The organism is Chryseobacterium sp. W4I1 (assembly GCF_030816115.1).
Classification (GTDB): Bacteria; Bacteroidota; Bacteroidia; order Flavobacteriales; family Weeksellaceae; genus Chryseobacterium.
On sequence record NZ_JAUSXQ010000001.1, the window covers coordinates 2,803,235 to 2,825,563 of the forward strand.

Annotated in this window: 19 protein-coding genes and 1 pseudogene; 11 read left to right on the top strand and 9 right to left on the bottom strand. The window is 37.9% G+C overall.

Features of this window, described 5'->3' with window-relative positions:
* Positions 1-15: 15 nt before the first annotated feature.
* The 3 genes and pseudogenes from QF044_RS13010 to QF044_RS13020 all read left to right on the top strand — a co-directional run bounded on the left by QF044_RS13010 (position 16) and on the right by QF044_RS13020 (position 4,493).
* Positions 16-1,272 carry an Ig-like domain-containing protein gene (locus tag QF044_RS13010; RefSeq protein WP_307267942.1) on the top strand — a complete coding sequence of 419 codons (1,257 nt, stop codon included), beginning with the start codon at positions 16-18 and terminating at the stop codon, positions 1,270-1,272.
* Positions 1,235-3,055 (top strand): choice-of-anchor I family protein, encoded by a 1,821-nt coding sequence (locus QF044_RS13015; RefSeq protein WP_307267944.1) that lies wholly within the window; start codon positions 1,235-1,237, stop codon positions 3,053-3,055. Before QF044_RS13010 ends, QF044_RS13015 begins: the two co-directional genes overlap by 38 nt.
* Before the next feature lie 210 nt (positions 3,056-3,265).
* Positions 3,266-4,493 (top strand): annotated as a pseudogene (locus QF044_RS13020) (IS3 family transposase).
* 52 nt (positions 4,494-4,545) lie between these two features.
* On the opposite strand, the gene QF044_RS13025 reads toward QF044_RS13020, so the two are convergent.
* The 4 genes from QF044_RS13025 to QF044_RS13040 all read right to left on the bottom strand — a co-directional run bounded on the left by QF044_RS13025 (position 4,546) and on the right by QF044_RS13040 (position 8,386).
* Entirely contained in the window at positions 4,546-6,129 is a 1,584-nt protein-coding gene (locus tag QF044_RS13025) for a flotillin family protein (RefSeq protein ID WP_307267946.1), read from the bottom strand.
* 28 nt (positions 6,130-6,157) lie between these two features.
* The gene (locus QF044_RS13030; protein WP_307267949.1) at positions 6,158-6,724 is read right to left on the bottom strand and encodes an NfeD family protein; all 567 of its coding nucleotides are present in this window, start codon (positions 6,722-6,724) and stop codon (positions 6,158-6,160) included.
* A gap of 256 nt (positions 6,725-6,980) precedes the next feature.
* Positions 6,981-7,229, bottom strand: coding sequence for a NifU family protein (locus QF044_RS13035; RefSeq protein ID WP_051890476.1), 249 nt, complete (start codon positions 7,227-7,229; stop codon positions 6,981-6,983).
* Positions 7,230-7,276: 47 nt separating this feature from the next.
* On the bottom strand, positions 7,277-8,386 hold the full coding sequence (locus QF044_RS13040; RefSeq protein ID WP_307267956.1) for an Mrp/NBP35 family ATP-binding protein: 1,110 nt from the start codon (positions 8,384-8,386) through the stop codon (positions 7,277-7,279).
* A 153-nt stretch (positions 8,387-8,539) separates the two neighbouring features.
* Here QF044_RS13040 and QF044_RS13045 point away from each other — a divergent pair, with 153 nt between their 5' ends.
* Positions 8,540-8,998, top strand: coding sequence for a hypothetical protein (locus tag QF044_RS13045; protein WP_307267959.1), 459 nt, complete (start codon positions 8,540-8,542; stop codon positions 8,996-8,998).
* 116 nt (positions 8,999-9,114) lie between these two features.
* Positions 9,115-11,916 (top strand): GH92 family glycosyl hydrolase, encoded by a 2,802-nt coding sequence (locus QF044_RS13050; protein ID WP_307267961.1) that lies wholly within the window; start codon positions 9,115-9,117, stop codon positions 11,914-11,916.
* Between the two features lie 52 nt (positions 11,917-11,968).
* Here QF044_RS13050 and QF044_RS13055 read toward each other — a convergent pair whose 3' ends face one another.
* From QF044_RS13055 to QF044_RS13065, 3 genes are read right to left on the bottom strand one after another with little or no spacing between them, the layout of a single operon-like run.
* The gene (locus QF044_RS13055) at positions 11,969-12,562 is read right to left on the bottom strand and encodes a hypothetical protein (RefSeq protein WP_307267964.1); all 594 of its coding nucleotides are present in this window, start codon (positions 12,560-12,562) and stop codon (positions 11,969-11,971) included.
* A 13-nt stretch (positions 12,563-12,575) separates the two neighbouring features.
* Entirely contained in the window at positions 12,576-13,298 is a 723-nt protein-coding gene (locus tag QF044_RS13060) for a phytanoyl-CoA dioxygenase family protein (protein WP_307267966.1), read from the bottom strand.
* 6 nt (positions 13,299-13,304) lie between these two features.
* Positions 13,305-14,555, bottom strand: a complete 1,251-nt coding sequence (locus QF044_RS13065) for a dicarboxylate/amino acid:cation symporter (protein ID WP_307267968.1) — start codon at positions 14,553-14,555, stop codon at positions 13,305-13,307.
* A gap of 221 nt (positions 14,556-14,776) precedes the next feature.
* On the opposite strand from QF044_RS13065, the gene QF044_RS13070 reads away from it, so the two are divergent.
* The 6 genes from QF044_RS13070 (at position 14,777) to QF044_RS13095 (ending at position 20,574) form a co-directional block, all read left to right on the top strand.
* On the top strand, positions 14,777-15,265 hold the full coding sequence (locus QF044_RS13070) for a BON domain-containing protein (protein WP_307267970.1): 489 nt from the start codon (positions 14,777-14,779) through the stop codon (positions 15,263-15,265).
* A 6-nt stretch (positions 15,266-15,271) separates the two neighbouring features.
* On the top strand, positions 15,272-15,691 hold the full coding sequence (locus QF044_RS13075) for an SH3 domain-containing protein (protein WP_307267974.1): 420 nt from the start codon (positions 15,272-15,274) through the stop codon (positions 15,689-15,691).
* Between the two features lie 99 nt (positions 15,692-15,790).
* On the top strand, positions 15,791-16,075 hold the full coding sequence (locus tag QF044_RS13080) for a carboxypeptidase-like regulatory domain-containing protein (protein WP_307267976.1): 285 nt from the start codon (positions 15,791-15,793) through the stop codon (positions 16,073-16,075).
* A gap of 24 nt (positions 16,076-16,099) precedes the next feature.
* The gene (locus QF044_RS13085; protein ID WP_307267977.1) at positions 16,100-16,768 is read left to right on the top strand and encodes a hypothetical protein; all 669 of its coding nucleotides are present in this window, start codon (positions 16,100-16,102) and stop codon (positions 16,766-16,768) included.
* Positions 16,722-18,497 (top strand): outer membrane beta-barrel protein, encoded by a 1,776-nt coding sequence (locus QF044_RS13090; RefSeq protein ID WP_307267980.1) that lies wholly within the window; start codon positions 16,722-16,724, stop codon positions 18,495-18,497. Before QF044_RS13085 ends, QF044_RS13090 begins: the two co-directional genes overlap by 47 nt.
* A 217-nt stretch (positions 18,498-18,714) precedes the next feature.
* Complete coding sequence (locus QF044_RS13095) at positions 18,715-20,574, top strand: CocE/NonD family hydrolase (RefSeq protein WP_307267983.1); 1,860 nt, start codon at positions 18,715-18,717, stop codon at positions 20,572-20,574.
* A 125-nt stretch (positions 20,575-20,699) separates the two neighbouring features.
* On the opposite strand, the gene QF044_RS13100 is transcribed toward QF044_RS13095, so the two are convergent.
* Entirely contained in the window at positions 20,700-21,311 is a 612-nt protein-coding gene (locus tag QF044_RS13100) for an alpha-ketoglutarate-dependent dioxygenase AlkB (protein ID WP_307267985.1), read from the bottom strand.
* Between the two features lie 132 nt (positions 21,312-21,443).
* Complete coding sequence (locus QF044_RS13105; protein WP_307267988.1) at positions 21,444-22,304, bottom strand: methylated-DNA--[protein]-cysteine S-methyltransferase; 861 nt, start codon at positions 22,302-22,304, stop codon at positions 21,444-21,446.
* Positions 22,305-22,329 lie beyond the last annotated feature (25 nt).

Genomic DNA, 22,329 nt, shown 5'->3' on the forward strand with positions numbered 1-22,329 from the left:
TAATGTAAGTAAAAAATGACAAACAACTATCTTTTAAAAGGATCTGTTATTGCCGCATTCTTCCTTCAGGGCGGGCTTTTCGGACAGACCTTAATCCATTACTGGAATTTTAACAATAATTCATCTGCCGCATCCATTACTACTCCATCCTCTACTTTAGTGAGCGGATCTCTTGCCGCTATAGCCGGAGGAACCAGTGAAATAGATTTTGCAGGTGGTACGGGACAGAATTTTAATGCAGATAATTTAAATACAAGGAATGGTGATCCGTCCGGAACCCATTTAAGGTTTAACAATCCAATTGGAGGAGCTTTACAGTTCAATCTTCCTACGACAGGTTACCAGAATGCTATTGTCAAGTTTACAACAAGACGATCCGGGCAGGGAGCAGGAACTCAATCCTGGTTTTATTCAACGGATGGAACTACTTTTATACCGTATCAGACCATTAATCCTCAGGATGCCAATCCTCAGCTTGTCATTTTTGATTTTTCTACAGTTTCCGGGGTTGCCAATAACCCGAATTTTAAATTAAAAGTAGAATTTTCTGCCACAGGAGGCGGAACCGGCGGTAATAACCGCTTTGATAATTTTACAATGGATGCTACAGCAACCGGAGGTGCTGACACTACCCCACCTATTGCTACCTATCTTCCCGCTCATAACACAAATAATGCTTCCACTTCTGTAAATCCAAGTATTTCTTTCAATGAAAATATAAGACTTACAGATAATTCTGCGATCACCGATTCTAATGCACAAAATCTTGTAGATTTCCGTACAGGAAATGCTTCAGGTACTTCAGTTCCCTTCACAACCACTTTCAGTAATAATAAAATCACAGTAATTCCTACCTCTGTACTTATTCCCGGACAGACCTATTATCTGGCCCTTAAACCCAATATGGTTGAGGATGTAAGTGATAATGGAGTTACAACAATAACATCAAGCACCTTTACAACAGCCGGAACAACCCTTTCTCTGGATAAAAACTTCCTTAAAGTGAATGAAAATGCAGGAAGTCTGGCATTCAAGATCAATGTTTCTAATCCTTCCGCTGCCACAGTTAATCTTGTGGTAAAACCGGCTCCGTTCAGTACTGCCGACAGCAATGATTTTACATTAAGCAATCAGACGATTAATATTACTCCTTCTACAACAAGCTATACGGTCAATATTCCGATCACCGATGATACATTGGAAGAGCAGCAGGCAGAATATTTTGTGGTAAGCCTTGAAAATCCAAAACGGAGCAACTGTTTCGGGAGATAACACGGCTACTGTTTATATTGTTGACAATGATAAACCTGCACCTGTGCCTTCAGGACAGATTCAGTTGAATTATATCGGAAGCTTTGATCCTTCAGGAAACAATAACAGCTCTACTGAAATTGTTGTCCATGATCCTGCTACCCAGAAATTATTTACGATAAGCTCCATCACAGATGTCTTTGATATTATTGATTTCAGTAATCCAACTGCATTATCAGTCGTTAAAACGGTGAATATGGCTCCTTATGGCGGTATTACCAGCATTGCGGTTAAAAATGGCATTATTGCTGCTGCTTCCCCAAATGCAGACCCTCAACAGAACGGTTCTGTAGTTTTCTTTGATATTAACGGAAACTTCCTGAAACAGGTAAGTGTAGGTGCTCTTCCTGATATGATTACTTTCATTCCGGACGGAACAAAGGTGATTACAGCCAATGAGGGTGAACCGAATGATGCTTATACCATAGATCCTGAAGGAACAATTAGTATTATTGATATTTCAGGCGGTATCGGAAATCTGACACAAAGTAATGTCACCACTCTTAATTTTAACAGTTTTGATTCTCAGGTTGCAGCTTTAACGGCAACCGGACTTAGAAAAGTAAGAACGAACAATACGCTGTCCCAAGATTTGGAACCTGAATATGTTACGGTAAGTACAGACAGTCAGAAAGCCTGGGTAACACTTCAGGAAAACAATGCTGTGGCCGAAATCAATTTAGCAACAAAAACAATTTCCGGAATATGGGGATTAGGCAAAAAAGACATGAGTCTTCCAGGTAACGGTTTTGATGCTTCAGATAACAATGGTGAAATACTGATTGCAAACTGGCCTGTAAAAGCCTATTACATTCCGGATGCTGTTCAAAATTACAAAGTAGGAAATACCAATTATATCGTAACCGCCAATGAAGGGGATGAAAAAGACCTTTCAGGATACAGCGAAAGAACAACTGTAGGAGCCAATACCTATACATTAGATCCTGTTCTATTCCCTCAGGCATCTGTCTTAAAATCATCTTATAATTTAGGTAGATTCAGAGTTTCCAGTGCGACAGGAAATATGGATGCAGATTCTGATTTTGAAGAGATTGCAGCTTTGGGAGCGCGTTCATTCTCTATTTTCAATGCTGATACAAAGCAATTGGTTTACGATAGCGGTGACCGTTTTGAAAGATATATTGCTGCCAACCACCCACTGATTTTTAATGCAGACAATGAAGCTAACGGCGCTAAAACCAGAAGCCGTGCGAAAGGCCCTGAACCGGAAGGAGTTGCTTTGGCAACCATCAATGGACAGACTTATGCTTTCATTACTCTGGAAAGAACCGGAGGCGTGATGGTTTATAATATTACTGATCCCAACAATCCTACATTTACCGATTATAAGCATTCCCGTACTACCTCAGCTTACGGCGGCGACAATGGACCAGAAGGGATCACCTATATTGCTCCGGGAAATACAACTACCGGAAAAGGTTATGTAATTATTGCCAACGAGATCAGCGGCACATTATCAATGTATGAAGTGGCTTCTCCTTCAACATTAGCAACCGGTGAAGTAAAAAATGAAAAAGCCACCTTCAATATTTTCCCGAATCCTGTAAAGAAAGGAGATCCCTTATACTTCAACAGAGCGCAGGATTATGAACTTTACGATATGTCAGGGAAAATGCTTGGAAAAGAGAAAAATGCCTTGACAATAGAGACTTCAAAGCTTTCTGAAGGGGTCTATCTTGTAAAAACTTCAGAAGGACAGATTAAGAGAGTTATTGTAAAATAGTATGCATGATTTCTTGATTGAGGCAGCGGATTTCTCGGCCTTTTCAGGAAACTTTTGCCAATCGTCTCATAAAAAGTTATTTTAGAATAATAGTTTTCAGGCGGAAAGCTCCGCTTTCCGCCTGAAACAAAAAAGTCAGGCTTTTTATGCCTGACTTTTTTGTTTATTTTGTCCCGTCCTAAAATAGGTTGACATAAAATCGATTTATTTATGGAAGACGAAGAATTATCTAGAAAAAAGCGCAGTCAAAAAGATTATACATTGTGCTTTAAATTGAGCGTTGTTTCTCAAGTAGAAAAAGGCGAACTTACTTATAAACAAGCTCAAAAACACTATGGAATTCAGGGAAGAAGTACGGTTTTGGTCTGGTTGAGAAGATATGGTAACTTAGATTGGATAAAACCAAGTATCCATACCATGTCAAGATCCAAAGAAACCCCGGCCCAGAAAATTAAACGTCTGGAGAAAGAACTTTCCGATGAAAAGCTGAAAAATAAAGTACTCAATACAATGATTGAGATTTCAGATGGGCAATATGGCACTCAGATCAGAAAAAAGTATTTATCCCAACAATCCTCAGACTCCAAAAAGAGGGATTAAGCCTCTCCAAAATATGTAGATTGTTTGGGATAAGCCGCCAAAATATTTATCAGACTCAAAAGCGGTATATCAAGCGGGAAGATGAACTTTTGAGAATCAAGGAAATGGTTAAAGCAATACGAATGGAGCTTCCCAGGCTGGGAACCCGAAAGCTTTACTATTTGCTGAAAGAATGTTTTGATAAAGAAGATATTAAAATAGGCAGAGATGCTTTATTTCAATATTTAAAAAGAGAAAATTTATTAATTTATCCTAAAAAGAAATATATAAAGACCACTTTTTCAAAACATTGGCTCAGAAAGCATCCTAATTTATTAAAAAACATTAAAGCAGAACGGCCAGAACAAGTTTTTGTAAGCGATATCACTTATCTGAAAACAAGGGAATCGGTATGCTATTTATCTTTAGTGACGGATGCTTACAGCAGAAAGATTATGGGGTTCTCGGTGAGCAAAAATATGAATTCTGAAAACGTTGCAAAAGCATTGAAAATGGCAGTGAAGAACAGAATTACCCATAATTCTCTTATTCATCATTCGGATAGAGGATTGCAATATTGTTCGGGATATTATCAAAAGGTACTTAATCAATATCAAATTCAACCTTCCATGACGGATGGATATGATTGTTATCAAAATGCATTGGCAGAAAGAATTAATGGAATATTGAAGCAGGAATTTCTATTTAATAAAGCTAAAATAAAGATGATCTTAATGAATTGATAAAAGAAAGTATTTATCTTTATAACAATAAAAGACCTCACTTAAGCCTAAAGATGCAAACACCGGAGCAAGTGCATAAAAAATCCGAAGAAAAATATTCCTCCGGATTTAGTTAAATATTGTTTAATTATTGTCAATCTATTTTAGGACGACTCATTTAATTTTTAATTAAGCCTGTGGAACATCTCCTTTCGGAGACTCATTTCCCAAGGTCATATCATCAAAATTCTTTTTCTCTTTCTTTTCCGGAACCATGACAATTTCTTTCTGAATTTCTTCCGGTCTTCCTTTTAAATATTCCGGTAAATTAAGACCGGCCATATTAAACAGATCGTTCAATGGTGGTACAGTTTTCATCATGCCTGAAACGAAATTAGCGGTAGAACCGTTTCCATCCTGTCCGTTTCCGCTGTCCCAAACCGTAATTTTATCGATTTTAATATTTTTAACAGCTTCCACCTGAGTTTTAACCAATTCAGGAAGTTTTTCAATTAACAGCAACTGGAAAGCACTGTTGGTATCGCCTCCAGCAGCCTGTACAATTTTATCATAACCTTGAGCCTGTTTGGTCAGAATTTCATAAAGACCTTTTGCTTCTGCCTCCATTTTAGCGAAAATAGCATCTGCTTCCCCTTTTGCCTGGAGTCTGATTTTCTCAGCTTCTGCCTGTGCATCAATGATGGCTTTTTGTTTTGCGATTTCTGCGTGTACTACGATATTCGCCTGTTGGGTAGAACGTTCTCTTTCTCCCCTCGCAACTTCCGCTTTCTGTTCTGCCAGGTAAGATTCCTCCAAAGATCGTGCAGCCTGTACTTTTTCTGCAGCCGTTGCTATTCTTAATGCTTCCGCTTCTTTTTCTCTTCTTTCGGCATCAGAATTCGCAATGGTAATTTTGGCTTCGTTTTCCCCTTTTACAGCGATAGAGTTCGCCAAAGAGGTTGCAATTCTCGATTCTTTTGCCGCTTCTGCCTTACCGATGGATTCATCCTTGATGGCAGAGGCAATACTGATCTCTTTATCTTTTTGTGTGATGGCAATTTTTACGTCTCTGTCTCTTTGTGTTTCGGCGATCTGCGTATCTTTTTCTCTGTCGGCAATTGCTTTTCCTGTTTCCCCGATCTTCGTTTGCTCGGCAACACTGATGATGGCTTCGTTAATCGCTTTTGCAGCCGCTTCTTTACCTAAAGCTTCAATATAGCCTGACTCATCTCTGATATCCGTAACGTTTACGTTGATCAGCTTTAAACCGATTTTCTTTAATTCCGTATCTACGTTTTTAGAAATATTATCTAAGAATTTATCTCTGTCTGAGTTGATCTCTTCAATCGTCATCGTGGCAATAACCAAACGAAGCTGACCGAACAGGATATCTTTGGAAAGTTCCTGAATCTGCTCCTGAGCCAATCCCAATAATCTTTCAGCTGCATTTCCCATAGAATCCGGCTCTGTAGAAATAGCAATGGTAAATCGGCACGGTACATCGACACGGATATTCTGTCTGGATAAGGCATTCGTAAGATTAGCCTCAATAGAGATTGGCTTCAAGTCAAGGTAAGCAAAATCCTGGATGACCGGCCATACAAAAGCACCGCCTCCATGGATACATTTCGCTGAGGTGCCGCCCGTTTTACCGTAAATAACCAAAATTTTATCCGACGGGCATCTTTTATACCTCGAAATAAGGGCTAAAAATGTGACGAATAGTACAAGTACAATGACTAATGTTAAAATAAGACTTCCTGGTATTGCCATAAATAGTTTTTATAAAATGGTTGATAAATTAAATTTTTGAAACGACAAGAATTTTGTCATAGATGTAAGTTACTCTTACAGAATCTCCGGACGAAATTTTTTCTTTTTCTTCTGTCATTGCCGGAAGCTCATGGCTGGTTCCATTCACAGAAATCGTGATTTTTCCTTTACCGCTCATATCTGCAGGGATGGTAAGATACACTTCTCCTGCTCTACCGATCAGATTTTCCAACTTAAATGTATTGTCTTCTGTAAGCTTCATGATCTGAAGGATAAGAATAAAGAATAAAAATATAAATCCTGCTCCAATAAGTGCTGCAACAAAGATCAGCAGTGTTTTGTTTTCTATTGATCCATAGAATGCCACACCGCTCCACCCAAATCCTAAAAGGAAATTGATCAGGTTTCTGAAAGAAAATAACTGAAAAGGGCTGTCGGCGTGAGTATCACCACTGAAATCAGAATGCATCACGTCTCCATGACTCCCTCCGACAAAAGTAAGAACCGTTTGAATTAGAAAGATAAAGCTGGCAGCTATGGCCGTATACCAGAACCCCTGCTGAAGCGGTTCTAAGTTTTGCAGAAATTCAAACATAAGATGCGTTTTTAACAAATATAATTAAAAAAAATCAACAAAACCAATAAAAACAAATGCAAAACAGAACGTTAAGATATGAAATACGTTGACTTATATAGAACATATAAATATCCCTGTTAAGTTTACGATAAATAATCAGCCCAAATGAAAAGATGCCTTCATAAATAATTTATTTCCAATCAGTAACCTTTTTTACAACAAAAAAAAGACAGGCTGAAAAAACCTGTCTTAAAAAAATATTTCGTGTAATTTTTTACTCTACATTGATTACTTTTTGAATCTCCGGAGCATGTTGCTTAATCGTATTTTCCACTCCAAGTTTCAGAGTTGAAAAATTAAGCGAACATCCGGAACAGTTACCCAAAAGTTTTACAAAAACCTGGTTATCCTTCACGTCAATAAGCTCGATATCACCTCCATCCTTATTCAGGAACGGTCTGATGCTTTCCAGAGCTTCCATTACTCTCGTTACTGTATCTTCGTGTGTTATATTTGTTTCCATATTTTTCTTCGTTCAATTCGGTTTTTTTCAAACTTAATTGAAAATAATTATTTTTTAGCTTTCGGCGAGCATCCTGCCATAGTTGAAATCTTTACCGCTTCTGTAGGAGGAAGGTTTTTATTTCTTTCCAGTAAACTTTCTACCATTTTCCTTGCTGTTTCAGTATAGATTTCTGCAATTTTAGAGCCTTCCTGAAGGGCTGCAGGTCTTCCGACATCTCCGGCTTCTCTTATACTCTGGATCAAAGGAATCTCTCCCAATACCGGAATCCCAAGATCTTCAGCAAGATACTGAGCTCCCTGCTGTCCAAAGATGTAGTACTTATTGTCAGGTAATTCTTCCGGTGTAAAATACGCCATATTTTCTATTAAACCAAGAACCGGAATGTTAATACTTTCCATCTGGAACATTGCGATCCCTTTTCTTACGTCTGCCAATGCTACATGCTGAGGTGTACTTACGATTACAGCACCTGTCACAGGAACTTCCTGGATGATTGATAAGTGAATATCTCCTGTTCCCGGAGGAAGGTCGATTAATAAGAAATCAAGTTCTCCCCAGGCAGCATCTCTGATCATCTGGTTCAGTGCTTTTGAAGCCATTGGGCCTCTCCAGACTACTGCCTGATTGGCACCTGAGAAATATCCTATAGAAAGCATTTTTACGCCGTAATTTTCAACAGGCTTCATCATGCTCTTTCCATTAACTTCTACAGAAATTGGTTTTTCACCTTCAGTATCGAACATGGTAGGAACAGACGGACCGTAAATATCGGCATCCAGTAAGCCTACTTTGAAACCCATTTTAGCTAAAGTAACTGCCATATTTGCAGAAACGGTAGACTTTCCTACACCTCCTTTACCGGAAGCAATAGCAATAATATTCTGGATTCCAGGAATCTGCTTACCTTTGATCTGGCTTAGCTGTATCTCGCTTGGCTCCGGAGAAACAATTTTAAGTTTTAAATGAATATCTTCTCCAAATTCGCTGGCAAAAGCCTGCTTCATTGCTGCCTCCAGCTTTTTCTTTTCGTGCATGGCAGGTGAATGGGCGGTCATGTCAATATAAACATCATTACCCATCATCTGAATATTATTCACTAAATCGTCTACTTCTATCTCTTTAAGGAAATCTTGAACCTGTTCTTTCGTCAACATACTAAATATAAATTGTTCACAAATTTACGGTTTTTTTTGATAATTTAGAATCAATAAAATCTATAACCCAATGTGATAAATAACATGACGAAATGAACTGTCGTTATATTTTTGTCTTCATTTTTAAAAATAACTTTTACAACATTAAATATCATGATGAATTCAAACTATTATCCCTCTAAATATGCATCTCCGAAAGGTATTTTTACACTTGGAAAAACCAGGTTCAAATGGTATGATCTTGCAGAAGATCCTTCGGTTATTTCGCCTCGGGATATTGATAATGCCAAAATATGCATTGAAAATGCTGACGAAAATTTCCAGAATAAGGAAGATCTAGGATTTGTCATTATGCACAGATGTGGTGAAAGTTATCTGCTGCTGGTCTGCACATGGAGAAGTGAAAATGAATTATGGCAAAGCGTTTACTATAATGGGTCAGGAAAATTTGAAGTCTGGGACAGAAACAAAATTCACCTTCCAACCTACTGTGTCTGGGAGATGGGAATTGTATACCACGAATCCAAAGTCTGGAAGAAATTCCTGGGAACAGACGGGACACAAATTCATCAACAGAATTATTTGGATGACCTTTTTGAGGGTGAGGTTTAACTTCTAATTGATTCACGAATATTAAAAAAATCAGGAACGAAACAGATTCAGTTGTAATTTTTTGTTACATATCCTTCTGTAGTTTTTTGATATATTCGTTGTTATAAATTGATGTTATGAAAAAAAGACTGGCAGTGTTCTCATTATTTATTGCCCAGATCATTTACTCCCAGAATTACTCACAATATGTAAATCCTTTTATTGGAACCGGAGGCCATGGCCATACCTTTCCGGGAGCGATTGTCCCTTTCGGGATGGTGCAGCTTTCACCGGATACAAGAATAAACGGAAGCTGGGACGGATGCAGCGGTTATCATTATTCGGATTCTGTAATCTATGGTTTTTCGCATACACACCTCAACGGAACGGGAGTTTCAGATTATGGTGATATGATGCTGATGCCTACCATGGGAAATGCAAGCTTAAACTCCAAAGAATATTCTTCAAAATTTTCACATACAAATGAAAAGGCTTCGGCAGGTTTTTATTCTGTTAAACTGGACAAAAATAATATCAATGTCCGTTTGACTACGACTCAGAGAGTCGGATATCATGAATATACTTTTAACAACCCGGGAAAAGCCAATATTATTCTGGATCTTAACCACAGGGATAAGTTGCTGGAAGGTGAGGTGAAGATCATAGATGATAAAACTATTGAAGTGTTCAGAAGAAGTGAAGCCTGGGCCACCAATCAGTATATCTACGCCAGAATTGAATTTTCAAAACCGATGAAAATCTCAAAAAAAGAGGTTAATGGAAAGCAGGAAAGCAATCTTTTCACCGGAACAAAACTAGCTTTGGCTTTTTCAACGGATGTTAAAAAAGGAGAAAAGATCAGTGTAAAAGTTGCCATTTCGCCGACAGGTTATGAAGGAACTGAAAAAAATATGTTGGCAGAAGGACAATCCAATGATTTTGAAACGGTAAGAAAGCAGGCTGAAACTGACTGGAACAAAGAACTTTCAAAAATTGAAGTGAAGTCTGATAACAAGGATAAACTTTCCGTCTTCTATACTGCTTTATACCATGTTTTTACCCAACCTAATATCAATATGGATGTAGACGGAAAATATAGGGGCCGGGACAATAAGCTTTACATCACAAAAGGTTTTGACTATTATTCTGTCTTTTCACTTTGGGATACTTTCAGGGCTGCCCATCCGCTGATGACTCTGATCGACAGAAAAAGAACAGCAGATTTCATCAATACTTTCATCAGGCAGTATGAGCAGGGCGGAAAGCTTCCGGTCTGGGAACTGGCTTCCAATGAAACCGAATGTATGATAGGCTACCATTCTGTTTCAGTAATTGCAGATGCTATGGCTAAAGGGATTCAGGGTTTTGATTATGAAAAAGCATTTGAAGCGTCTAAAAATTCTGCCATGCTGGATGTTTTCGGTTTGAATGCTTATAAGCAAAACAATTATATCAGCATGGATGATGAGTCTGAAAGTGTCTCCAAAACGGTAGAATATGCCTATGACGACTGGTGTATTGCTCAAATGGCTAAGATTTTAGGCAAAAAGGAAGATTATCTGTATTTCATGAAACGTTCCCAGAACTGGAAAAATCTTTATAATCCAAGTACTGGATTTATGCAGCCGAGAAAAAACGGAAACTGGCATGAACCTTTTGATCCACGGGAAGTGAACAACAATTATACGGAAGGAAATTCCTGGCATTACTCCTATTCTGTACAGCAAGATATTCCCGGACTCATTGCAGCCCACGGTGGAAAGGAGAAATTTGAACAGTTCATTGATGCTATTTTTGCCGCTCCCAACCAAACAACAGGCAGGCAGCAAGATGATATTACAGGACTGATGGGACAATATGCCCAGGGAAATGAACCGAGCCATCATATTGCTTATCTCTACAATTATGTAGGAAAAACGGAAAAAACAGATGCCAAGATCAAATATATTCTTGATAACTTCTATAAAAACACTCCGGACGGGCTGATTGGGAATGAAGACTGTGGCCAGATGAGCGCATGGTATATTTTAAGCTCAATTGGAATCTACGCGGTGACTCCCGGACTTCCGGAATGGCAGACGACAAGGCCATATTTTGATGAGGTTAAAATTCATTTGGAAGATGGTACCACTAAAGTAATCACGAAGAATACCAATATATCCGAGCTCCAAAAATTGGGCTTTGAAAACAGTAAACCATCAAGGGATTTTAAATATACACAGGTAACTCCAGCACCGGTTATTGCCTCAGACAGGATCTTCGGTTTTTCTGCAAAAGTACAGATCACTCCCCTGAATCCTGATGACAAAGTATACTATATGACCATGGATGAAAGTGATGCTAATAAAAGAAAAACATTTATCGCCTATAAAGGTCCATTTACAATCAGTAAAACCACTCAGGTTCATTCCTATTCTGAAAGAAAAGGTGAAAAAAGTTCGGTTACGGTTGCCCACTTTAACAGAAGACCTAATTATTGGGATATCACCATCAATTCAAAGGCAACTCCACAGTATATGGCCAATGGAAAACTGGCACTGATAGACGGAATCAAAGGTGATATCAACTGGAGAAAGGGTGAATGGCATGGCTATCAGGGACAGAATTTTGAAGCTGTAATTGATTTGAAATCACCCCAACAGATCACTAAGTTATCCTCCACTTACCTTCAGGATAGCAAAGCATGGATTTTAATGCCTAAAAAGGTAGAATATTATGCATCTATGAATGGTAAAGATTTTATCCTTCTCAAAAGCATCGACAATACGGTTGATGCTAAAGATGAAAACGTACAGATCAAAGATTTCCAAACGGAGATTCTCCCGACTGAAGCTCGTTACATAAAGGTAAAAGCCTACTACTTCGGAAAACTTCCGGAATGGCACCAGGGCTTCGGTGGCGAAGCTTATATCTTTATTGATGAGATTTCAGTGAAATAAATTGAAAAACAAAGCCCTTCGAAAATTCAAAGGGCTTTTTTATTATTGATGCTTATGCATCTTTCTTCAGCTTATACAAATCAAAAATACCGGGGGAAATTTTCAGGTCAGGTCGGAAAAGAGCAATCCCTTTTATAAAATGTTTTCTTAATGAGTTTCCATTAGTAATTACAGATTCTGCTTCTATGGATAATACTTTTATTACTACTTTATCTGACGCATCATCGGGTAGATAAAAACACAAATCCATATTCGTATCCGTCTGATCAAGATGTATAAAAACATCATATTTTCCGTTCCCGGGATGCGGCATCAGTTGGCTGTACCGTATTGATTTTACTAAACCCTGATTACTGTAATAGTGAATTCCCGTTCTGTCTACCGTTGTCCGGATTATTTTCGTACTTGGTTTTTCTTTTATTTTTGCAATCAGAAGCCATATGAATCCTGCAGCAACGAGTATTGCCAATGCAACAATTAAAATTTTCAGCTCAATCTGAATCTTTGAAGCTACGGTAAGCCATGCCATCAGAATGGTCATCAGCGGTGTCAATACCGCAAATATTGAAAAAAATATTTTGATAGCCAAAGTCCAGCCTTCAGATATTTTTGATTCAATAGCTGGAAATTGATCTTCTGATATCATTTAATTCTGAATTTTAATTCAATTTTTCAGCCCATTTCAGCTCTGGTGGCAGTTCCATATCAGAAAACTCTATGTGAATTACCCTCCTTCTTTTATCATTCGTGGTTCTGTTGGAACCGTGAAGGGTTAAAGGTTTCATAACCATAATACCGCCTTTTTCTACGCTGCAGATTCGCTCTGTTTCCGTAGTCCAGTTAATACTTTCCGGCCGGAAAATTCCTTTGGTATGAGAGCCGGGAATTACTTTCAGTGCTCCATTATTTTCGTCCGTATGATCCAGGTGAATCCTGATGGTATAGATATTTTCCAAAAAGGGCAGTGGCGGCTGAACAGCAAACTGATTCTCCTTTGTTGTCCAAGGCCCAAAACCCGAAATATCTACCTTATTATCAACCGAGATCATTAGGTCCTGATGATAGGCAACAGGCCAGTTTGAGGTTTCCGGCTTATCAAAATAGATGCTTTTTACTGCAAAATATTTTTCGCCGAAAAGTTCTTTGACAATAGTTTTAATGGTATCGTTAAATACCAGATTTTTAATTTCAGGAATCTCTTTCAGAAATTGTCTCACGGCAAAAAGATCATCCGCCTTTCTGAAATTGTTTCTGGATCTGTCTGCTTTTTGAATTAGCCCTGTTATCTTTACGATTTCATCATCTGAAAAAACAGAATTGATTATGGTAAAGCCTTTTTCAAGAATAAATTCTTTGTGGTTCTTTAAATATTTTTTTGTCATTCGTTATTATACTTCCTGAGGTGTATTTTCAAGCTGTCCTTCCCATTTGGAAACAGCAGAAGTGGCCAGTGCATTCCCTAAAACATTCGTCATACTTCTTCCCATATCACAGAAATGGTCAATTGGCAGGATCAAAGCGATACCTTCCGGTGGAATTCCAAACATGGAACAGGTTGCTACAATGATCACCAAAGATGCTCTTGGAACTCCGGCAATCCCCTTTGAAGTAAGCATTAATACCAAAAGCATTGTGATCTGCTGACCCAATGACATTTCAATACCGTAGATCTGGGCAATAAAGATAGAAGCAAACGTCATATACATCATACTTCCGTCCAGATTAAATGAATATCCTAAAGGCAGAATAAAAGATACGACTCTGTTATTACATCCGAATTTTTCAAGTTCTTCCACTAATTTAGGAAAAACAGCTTCTGAACTCGTAGTAGAGAAAGCAATCAGTAAAGGTGCCTTGATTCTTTTAAGCAGTTCGAAAAGACGGTTTCCTAAGATGAGGTAACCTACCAGAAGAAGGACCAACCAAAGAACTCCTAATGCAAAGAAAAAGTCCCTCAGATAGATAGCATATACTTTAAATATCTGGAAACCATTCATCGCCACTACTGCAGCAATAGCTCCCAAAACCCCAAACGGTGCAAACCACATGATATAGCCTACCATTTTAAGGATGGCATGGGCAATAATATCAAAGAGCTTAACGACAGGCTTAGAGTATTCCTCTCCAAGGTTAGCCAATGCCACTCCAAACATGATGGAAAAAACCACAATCTGAAGCACTTCATTGGTTGCAAAAGCTTCAAACAAACTTTTAGGGATCATGTGTTTTACAAAATCTTCAAGAGAAAAACCTTTACTGGTTTTCAGAAGATCTTCTGCAGCAGCGGCATCCTGGATTGGCAGTTTGGTCACATGCCCGGGCTCAAGCCAGTTTACAAGCATTAATCCGATAAAAAGAGAAACAAGCGAAGCGGAAATAAACCACAACATAGCTTTTGTTCCTACCCTACCGATCATTTTGATATCACTCATTTTGGCAATCCCTACCACAAGCGTGGTGAAAACCAACGGAGCAATGATCATCTGTACCAGCCTGATAAAAACAGTTCCCAGCAGTTTGATGTTTTTGGAAAACGGTTCCGCACTTTCAGGATACTGCGTGTGTACAACACCTCCGATTACTACTCCCAGAATAAGCGCAACGATAATCGCTATAAAAAGTTTATTTTGTCCTTTCATATATATAGTTCAATTCCCACAAATATAACAGTTTTTCAATTGGTACAATATTTTGTCCTAATCCGTTTAAGTTGAGATTAAGTTTATAATACATTAAAATTAAATCCCTGGTTTCTAAAATATTGTAAAAAATTTAAGAAACATTTATTGATTTTTTATTCTTTTGGTACAAATTTTATTATTACATTTGATTGTATTAACAACATTAATAAATATACAATATGAAAAAAACTATCGCAATGGCTGCATTAGCTTTAGCTGTATCTTTTGGAGCGGTTTCTTGTAAAAAGAAGGTTTCTGATGCCGATCTTCAGACTCAGGCTACAACAATTGTAACTTCTAATCCCGGTGCTTCTGTAGAAGTAAAAGAAGGAGTAGCTCATTTAAGCGGAACTTTCGCTGACCAGCAGTCTAAAGATGCCATGATTGCAAAATTAAAAGCAATTTCTGGAGTAAAAGAAGTAATGGATATGTCTACTATAGCTGCACCTGTTACCACTGCACCAGTGGAAACTTCATCTGCTGTAGATCCTGCAGTTCAGAAAAAAGTTAAGGATGCTGTTAAAGATTTCCCTTCTGTAAAAGTAGAAGTTGTAAACGGACAGCTTACTCTTACAGGAAATGTTTCAGGCCTTCAGGCAAGAAAAATAAAAGAATCTGTAGATGCTTTGAAAATCGGAAAGTATAACAATAATCTAGTGGTAAAATAATTTAAAATGAGCACATTACAAGATAAATATTCAAGTGTAGTTTCAGCAGCTCAGTCTGCAGGAATTTCTAATCTTCAGGTTCAGGAGCAGGATGGTATTCTTTATGTTTCAGGAAATGCTTCCAATACCGCTGCTAAAGATGCAGTATGGAATGCTTTAGGAACTATTGATTCTACTTATTCAGCTTCAGATATCAATATTGATGTACAGGTTGCAGGATTAACTTCAGGGGCTGCTTTAACAGTGGCTACGGAAGATTCTAACCTGAATATCAGACAGGAGCCTTCTACTGAGGCTGCTGTAGTAGGAAAAGCTGCTAAAGGTTCATCTGTAACTTTAATTGAGCAGACTTCTGATGACTGGTGGAAAGTGAAAACTGACGACGGGCAGGAAGGATATGCTTATTCAAGATATCTGAAAGCATAATTATTTGCTAAATAGTTAATTTTTATTAAATACTACGAAACATCCCCGTTTGGGGATGTTTTTTTATACTTTTACGCCTTAAAAAAAGACAAATATTTAATGAAAAAAGTATTATCGATGCTGATGCTGGCATTTACGGTTTTAATCCTGCATGCTCAGAATCTGCATATAGACGGAAAAGTATCGGACCTGGACAAAAAGCCTGTAGAAAACGCCACTGTTTATCTTCTGAAAGAAAAAGATTCATCAATCATTAATTATACGCCGACCAATAAAGAAGGAAAGTTCTCTCTGAAAACAGATCATCTAAATGAGCCTTCTTTTTTAAAAATAGATGCTGAAAAATTGCAGTCCTATTCTAAAAGGCTGGATAAAATCAGTTAATCTCTTTCTCTGGGAGATATTGTATTGGAAAAAAGCAAGATCAACAGCATTGATGAAGTAAAAATCACAGTTTCTCCGGTAAAGATCAAGAAAGACACCATAGAGTTTAATGCTTCTTCTATCAAAGTACGTCCTGACAGTAAAATCGAAGAACTTCTGAAACAGATTCCCGGTGTAGAAATCAGCAATGAAGGCAAAATTACTGTGAACGGAAAGGAAGTGGACCAGATCATGATCAACGGAAAACCTTTCTTTGATAAAGACGGCAAAATTGCCCTGCAGAACCTTCCGGCTGATCTCATTAAAAATATCCAGTTTACTACTACTAAAACCAAGGAGGAAGAAATGAGCGGAAAAACTGCGAAATCCAACAATACCACCATCAATTTCAATATTGATGAAAAGAAGAATAAAGGACTGATCTCCAGACTTGCCCTTGGATACGGTTCGGATAAACGCTATGAAGGCAGCGGACTTTTGAGTTATTTAAAAAAGGACACCAAAATAAGTTTCCTCGCCTCTTCCAATAATATCAATTCACAGGGATTTTCCAATGATGATGTTTTCGACAGTATGGGTAACGGCCGTAATTCCTGGATGATACAGGGTGGCGGAACGGATAAAGGGATTCAGAAATCCACTACCATTGGTTTCAACTACAACGATAAATTGGGGAAAAGATGCGGATCTTGATTCCTTCAGCTTAATGCATTCAGATTCTGACATGGAAACAAAATCCAAGGTTTCCAGAACGACACTGTTGCCGGAATATACATTAAAAACAAATTCTGAGACCAACGGAGAAAGCAAAAACAAGCAGTACAGTTTCGATACATCGGTAAAAATTCAGTTGGACTCTCTGACCAATGTTTATATTTCACCAAGATTTAGCCATTCTAAAAGTTTCAGTTTCAATAATTCGAAATCAACAACATTCAGAGATAATGTACTTCTGAACGAAAACGATTCGTACATGAGTACAGATTCGGAAAACAATTCCTTCAACCCGTCTGTATATTTTTCAAAAAAATTCAGAAAAAAAGGGCGGTCCATGAATGCAAAAATGGACGGTATCATTTCTGAATCCAACAGTGATCATCTTAACCGGTCCCAAACCGTATTTTACCAGAGTAACGATCCGAGTGATAACAGAAACCAGCTTGCCAAAAACAAAAAACAGAACAATACTTATACTTTCGGAACCGGATATACGGAGCCGGTTTCTGATTCTGCATCTGTCAATTTTGACGTGAATTACAGCTCAAATACTTCGAGGAATCTCCGGGATGTTAACGATTTTGATATAGCAACCGAGCAATATTCGGAATACAATACAGCTTTATCGAACAGCATGAGGCAGAAGATCAACAAGATTACCCCTGCGCTTTCATTTGGACTTAACAAAAACAAACTCAATATTTGGACATCTGTAATCCTTGAAATTTCTGATATGAAAGTAAATTCCGTTTTTAATAGCCAGAACTACGGCCTTCAGAAAAATTTTTCCCTACCGGGCTATAATCTGCAGGTACAGTATAAACTTTCTGAAAATAAAAGAGTAAGTCTTTTTAATTATGCAAATTTTACCATTCCCGGAGCAGAGCAGCTAACGCCCTATGAGGATACTTCTAATTCTCTGATCACTTCCACCGGAAATCCGGACCTTAAAAATACATGGACCAACAACACTAATCTGTATTTTAATAACTACAATATGGTGAAAAATATGAGCTATTATTTTAATGTTGGGTTTACCTACAAGGATAACGATATCGTGAATTACTCAAAATATGACAACTCAGGAAAGCAGCTAGCTACCTATGACAATATAAGCGGGAACAAAAGCTTCAATGCGGAAGGAGGTTTTAGCAAAAGTTTTAAGTGGAAAGACAGCAAGGTTTCTGTTAACCCAGGATTCAATATGGAGTACGCTTACAACAAAGGATACATCAACGGGCAGCTTTTTACCAGTGATTCGTACAGTCTGAATCCGGGCATCAATCTTACGTATGAGCTTAAGGATAAATTCACTATAAAACCATCATACAGACTGGGCTATAATTTTTCAAAATATACAAATTACAGCATCGATAATGTAAACACTGCAAGCCAGGCCCTGAAGATGGAGCTTACCAATTACGTTTTCAAAAGCAGACTGGTTTTCGGAAATGATTTTGAATACAACACGAATTCTAATATTGCCCCTGGTTTTAAAAAAGATTTCTATTTCTGGAATACGAGTTTAGGATATTCATTCTCAAATAAACAGTTTACTGCAAAAATGAAGATTTATGATGTTCTGAACCAGAACCAAAGCGTAAGAAGAACTATTTCCAATGCCTATTTTGAAGACCGTGAAGACCTTATCCTGAAGCGTTACTTTATGTTTTCCATCAGCATGAAGCTTAACAAATTTGCATGAAAAAAGATGCAGTAATTGAAGAACAGTTCTTATTTTACTTTAGAACTTTGGTTAATTTGTAAAATCTGCGGGTGTACAATCTCACGTAGATTTACAGATTGAGCAAATCAAAAATCAAATGCTTATTTCATAATTCTTATGTAATTTCCTTTGAAAGATTGATCACAGGTAGTATTTTGCAGCTATTTTATTTTTAAATTAGCTGCAAATTTTATTTATGAAGATCCATATTTCAATTTTATTTATTTTCTTTTTTATCCTCGGAAGTGCACAGACTACCGATCAGAAGGATACTTTTGTAAAAGATAATTTCACCAAAAAGGAATTCTATATTCCGATGCGCGACGGCGTAAAGCTTTTCACTACGGTATATGTTCCGAAAGATATTTCAAATAAGAACAAATATCCTTTCCTGATGCAGAGAACCTGCTACAGCATTGCTCCTTACGGTGAAACGGAATACAAAACCAAACTTGGCCCTAATAAATACCTGATGAATGACAAGTATATTTTTGTATTCCAAGATGTACGCGGCAGGTATATGAGTGAGGGAACTTTCACCAATATGACACCTCAGGTAGACCGTAAAACAAAAAAAGACGTAGATGAAAGTACGGATACTTATGACACTATAGAATGGCTGTTGAAAAACGTAAAAGATAACAATGGTAAAGTCGGACAGTATGGAACTTCATACCCGGGATTCTATACAGCAGTAGGAATATTGGCACAGCATCCTGCACTGGTTGCCTCATCTCCACAGGCTCCTATTTCAGATTTCTGGAATGATGATTTTCTTCATAACGGCAGATTTATGCTGGGATATTTTAGAACATTCCCTGTTTTTGGGATTCAGAAAACAAAACCTGAAAATAAGGCATGGTATATGGATACTTTCGTAAAGCAGACTTCAGAAGACGGTCTTAAGTTTTACAGAGATATGGGAACTTTAAAGGACGGTTATGAAAAATATTACAAGAATAATTTCTTCATGACGGAGATTATGAACCATCCTAATTACGATGAATTCTGGCAAAAAAGAAGCCTTCTTCCCCATTTAAAAAATGTAAATCATGCAGTAATGACCGTTGGAGGCTGGTTTGATGCTGAAGACCTTTCAGGACCGCTGAATATTTACAAAACCATTGAAAAGACCAGTCCAAAAGCTAAAAATACCATTGTCATGGGACCTTTTTCTCACGGAGCATGGGCACAGGAACAAGGGAAACATTTCCACAATCAGATTTATTTCGGGGACAGCATTGCAACGTACTATCAGAAAAATATTGAAACTAAATTTTTCAACCATTATTTAAAAGGAAATACGAAAGAAGATGCCGGACTTCCGGAAGCTTTGATGTACGATACAGGCTCTAAGGAATGGAGAGAATTTGCTTCTTATCCTCCAAAAAACGCTCAGAAGGTTAATTTCTATTTAACTGACGGAACATTGAAAAAAATGGCAGGACAAGGGTTTTCAGAATATTACAGTGATCCTGATAATCCTGTTTTAAGCTCTGACAATCTAAAAGATTTTAATGGATTCACTCCTAAAAACTATATGTCGGAAGATCAGAGATTTGCTGTGGGGAGACCTGATGTTTTGACGTTTACTACCGATGTTTTAACGGAAGATATGAGTTTTGCCGGAGAGATCATGGCTAAACTGAATATTTCTTCCTCCTCAACCGATGCGGATTTTGCCGTAAAGCTGATCGATGTTTATCCTGAAGATTTCAAACCTCAGGAAAAGAAAGACGGTGTTATTTACCCTAATTATCACCAAATGGTAAGAAGTGAGATCATGCCTGCAAGATTCAGAAACTCAAGAGAAAAAGGTGAGGCTTTGATTCCCAATCAGAAAACGGCCGTGAATTTCAAACTGCAGGATGTGATGCATACTTTCAGGAAAGGACACAAGATCCAGATTCAGATCAGCAGTACATGGTGGCCGCTTTTTGCAATCAATCCACAGAAGTTCATGGAAAATCCAAATTTTGCTACGAAAGACGATTACACAAAGGCTTTTATCAAAGTGTATAATGACAGTTCTATTGAAGCTGAAGTATTGAAATAAAAAGTAACGTGGGCTTCGAAAACCTCAGCCAACCATCAGAAAACATAAATCCGGTCGCTTCGGGAATATCAGCGACCGGATTTTTTTATAGGCGCTGGTGATTGAGCCACTCGAAGCCACCTTTTTTACTCCTCAATCGTTCTGAAAGTAAGATTTACTCTTGGCGTTTTCACTTTTGTGGTGGGTGGAAGTCTGTGCAGCCAGTTTTCCTGTGTAGTTCCTTTCATAATCAGAAGACTTCCGTTTTCCAGGAATATTTCCACTTTTTCCTTGGTCGTTTTATGCTTAAATAAAAACTTTCTTTCTGCCCCGAAAGTCAGAGAAGCGATGGCTCCGTGTTTTTTAAGATCGGTTTCTCCATCGCTGTGGTAAGCCATCCCTTCGCTTCCGTCATGGTACAAATTGAGAAGACAGGAATTGTAGGTTTCACCAGAAACTTCTTCACATCTCTTCTTTAATTCCAACAGTTCCGGTGTCCAGATCTTAGCATATTTCGTTCGTTTTGAATAGGTGTACTCAAAAGCTTTATCTCCAAACCAGGCTACTTTTCTTTTCGTTAAAATTAATTTACCAAAGATCAATGCTTCATCATTTTCCCATGGCATCTGATGCAGCAAATAATTATAAAAGAAATCTGATCTTCCTTTGTCAAAGACTTTTCCATAATAGTTCACCGTTCCGTCATGCGGAAGAATATTTAAAGGGTATTCTGATATTTCTTCAAACAGGCTGTTCATGGATTTAATTTTATAAAATGTATTAATGGCTTTAGCTACTTATGACTCAAAATTTCAGGATACCAACATATATTCCCTCCATTAGAGGGGTGTCAAAAATTCTTTGAATTTTTGACGGTGTGGTTAATCAGATTAAAGCAAAATAGAATTCCCGGAATAAACCCGCGAACTCTCCCAACCCACAATCAGCTGTTTCCTGCCACTTCCCCATCGGTAACCGCCCATATTCCCGGTAGATTGAATCACCCGGTGGCATGGAATAAGAAAAGCCACAGGATTGCTTCCGATGGCTGTTCCTACAGCTCTTGAAGCGTTCGGATTTCCTATCTTTCCTGCCAGGTTTCCGTAGGTAGATAACTTTCCCATCGGGATAGAAAGCAAACTTTCCCAGACTTTAAGCTGAAAATCTGTTCCTTTTAAGTGTAATTTAATGGTGTTGAGTTTTGTCCAGTCTTTATTGAATATGGACAGTGCATTTTTCTGAAGATCATCCTGTTTTTCAAAAAAAGAAGCATTGGGAAATGTCTGTTGTAAATTTCCCAATGCTGTTTCTTTATCGTCTTCAAAAGCCATATAACAGATCCCTTTTTCAGTAGATGCTGCCATTACATATCCGAAAGGACTTTCGGAAAAGCTGTAATTGATATTCAGGCTTTTTCCGCCGTTTTTATATTCTGCCGGAGACATTCCTTCTATTTTCACAAACAGGTCATGAAGCCTGCTTGTACTGGAAAATCCCGTCTCATAAGCAGTATCAAATAAGGTCGCTTTTTCTTCCTTCAACAGATTTTTAGCATGTTCAAGACTAATGAACTGCAAAAATTTCTTCGGACTTGTTCCTGCCCATTCCGTAAATATCTTCTGAAAATGAGCCGGACTCAAGTGAATATTCTCTGCCACTTCCTCCAAACTTGGCTGAAGTCTGAAATTGCTCTGGATATATTCTATCGCTTTAGCAATTCTGTTATAATCTATCTGACTTTGTGCGGACATAATATTTTGTTTTACCTCACAAATT

Bases quoted from the DNA above. Each gene is read 5' to 3' on its own strand.
- QF044_RS13010 (WP_307267942.1), top strand. From the start codon at position 16: ATGACAAACAACTATCTTTTAAAAGGATCTGTTATTGCCGCATTCTTC.
- QF044_RS13025 (WP_307267946.1), bottom strand. From the start codon at position 6,129: ATGGCAATACCAGGAAGTCTTATTTTAACATTAGTCATTGTACTTGTA.
- QF044_RS13030 (WP_307267949.1), bottom strand. From the start codon at position 6,724: ATGTTTGAATTTCTGCAAAACTTAGAACCGCTTCAGCAGGGGTTCTGG.
- QF044_RS13035 (WP_051890476.1), bottom strand. From the start codon at position 7,229: ATGGAAACAAATATAACACACGAAGATACAGTAACGAGAGTAATGGAA.
- QF044_RS13040 (WP_307267956.1), bottom strand. From the start codon at position 8,386: ATGTTGACGAAAGAACAGGTTCAAGATTTCCTTAAAGAGATAGAAGTA.
- QF044_RS13045 (WP_307267959.1), top strand. From the start codon at position 8,540: ATGATGAATTCAAACTATTATCCCTCTAAATATGCATCTCCGAAAGGT.
- QF044_RS13050 (WP_307267961.1), top strand. From the start codon at position 9,115: ATGAAAAAAAGACTGGCAGTGTTCTCATTATTTATTGCCCAGATCATT.
- QF044_RS13055 (WP_307267964.1), bottom strand. From the start codon at position 12,562: ATGATATCAGAAGATCAATTTCCAGCTATTGAATCAAAAATATCTGAA.
- QF044_RS13060 (WP_307267966.1), bottom strand. From the start codon at position 13,298: ATGACAAAAAAATATTTAAAGAACCACAAAGAATTTATTCTTGAAAAA.
- QF044_RS13065 (WP_307267968.1), bottom strand. From the start codon at position 14,555: ATGAAAGGACAAAATAAACTTTTTATAGCGATTATCGTTGCGCTTATT.
- QF044_RS13070 (WP_307267970.1), top strand. From the start codon at position 14,777: ATGAAAAAAACTATCGCAATGGCTGCATTAGCTTTAGCTGTATCTTTT.
- QF044_RS13075 (WP_307267974.1), top strand. From the start codon at position 15,272: ATGAGCACATTACAAGATAAATATTCAAGTGTAGTTTCAGCAGCTCAG.
- QF044_RS13080 (WP_307267976.1), top strand. From the start codon at position 15,791: ATGAAAAAAGTATTATCGATGCTGATGCTGGCATTTACGGTTTTAATC.
- QF044_RS13095 (WP_307267983.1), top strand. From the start codon at position 18,715: ATGAAGATCCATATTTCAATTTTATTTATTTTCTTTTTTATCCTCGGA.
- QF044_RS13100 (WP_307267985.1), bottom strand. From the start codon at position 21,311: ATGAACAGCCTGTTTGAAGAAATATCAGAATACCCTTTAAATATTCTT.
- QF044_RS13105 (WP_307267988.1), bottom strand. From the start codon at position 22,304: ATGTCCGCACAAAGTCAGATAGATTATAACAGAATTGCTAAAGCGATA.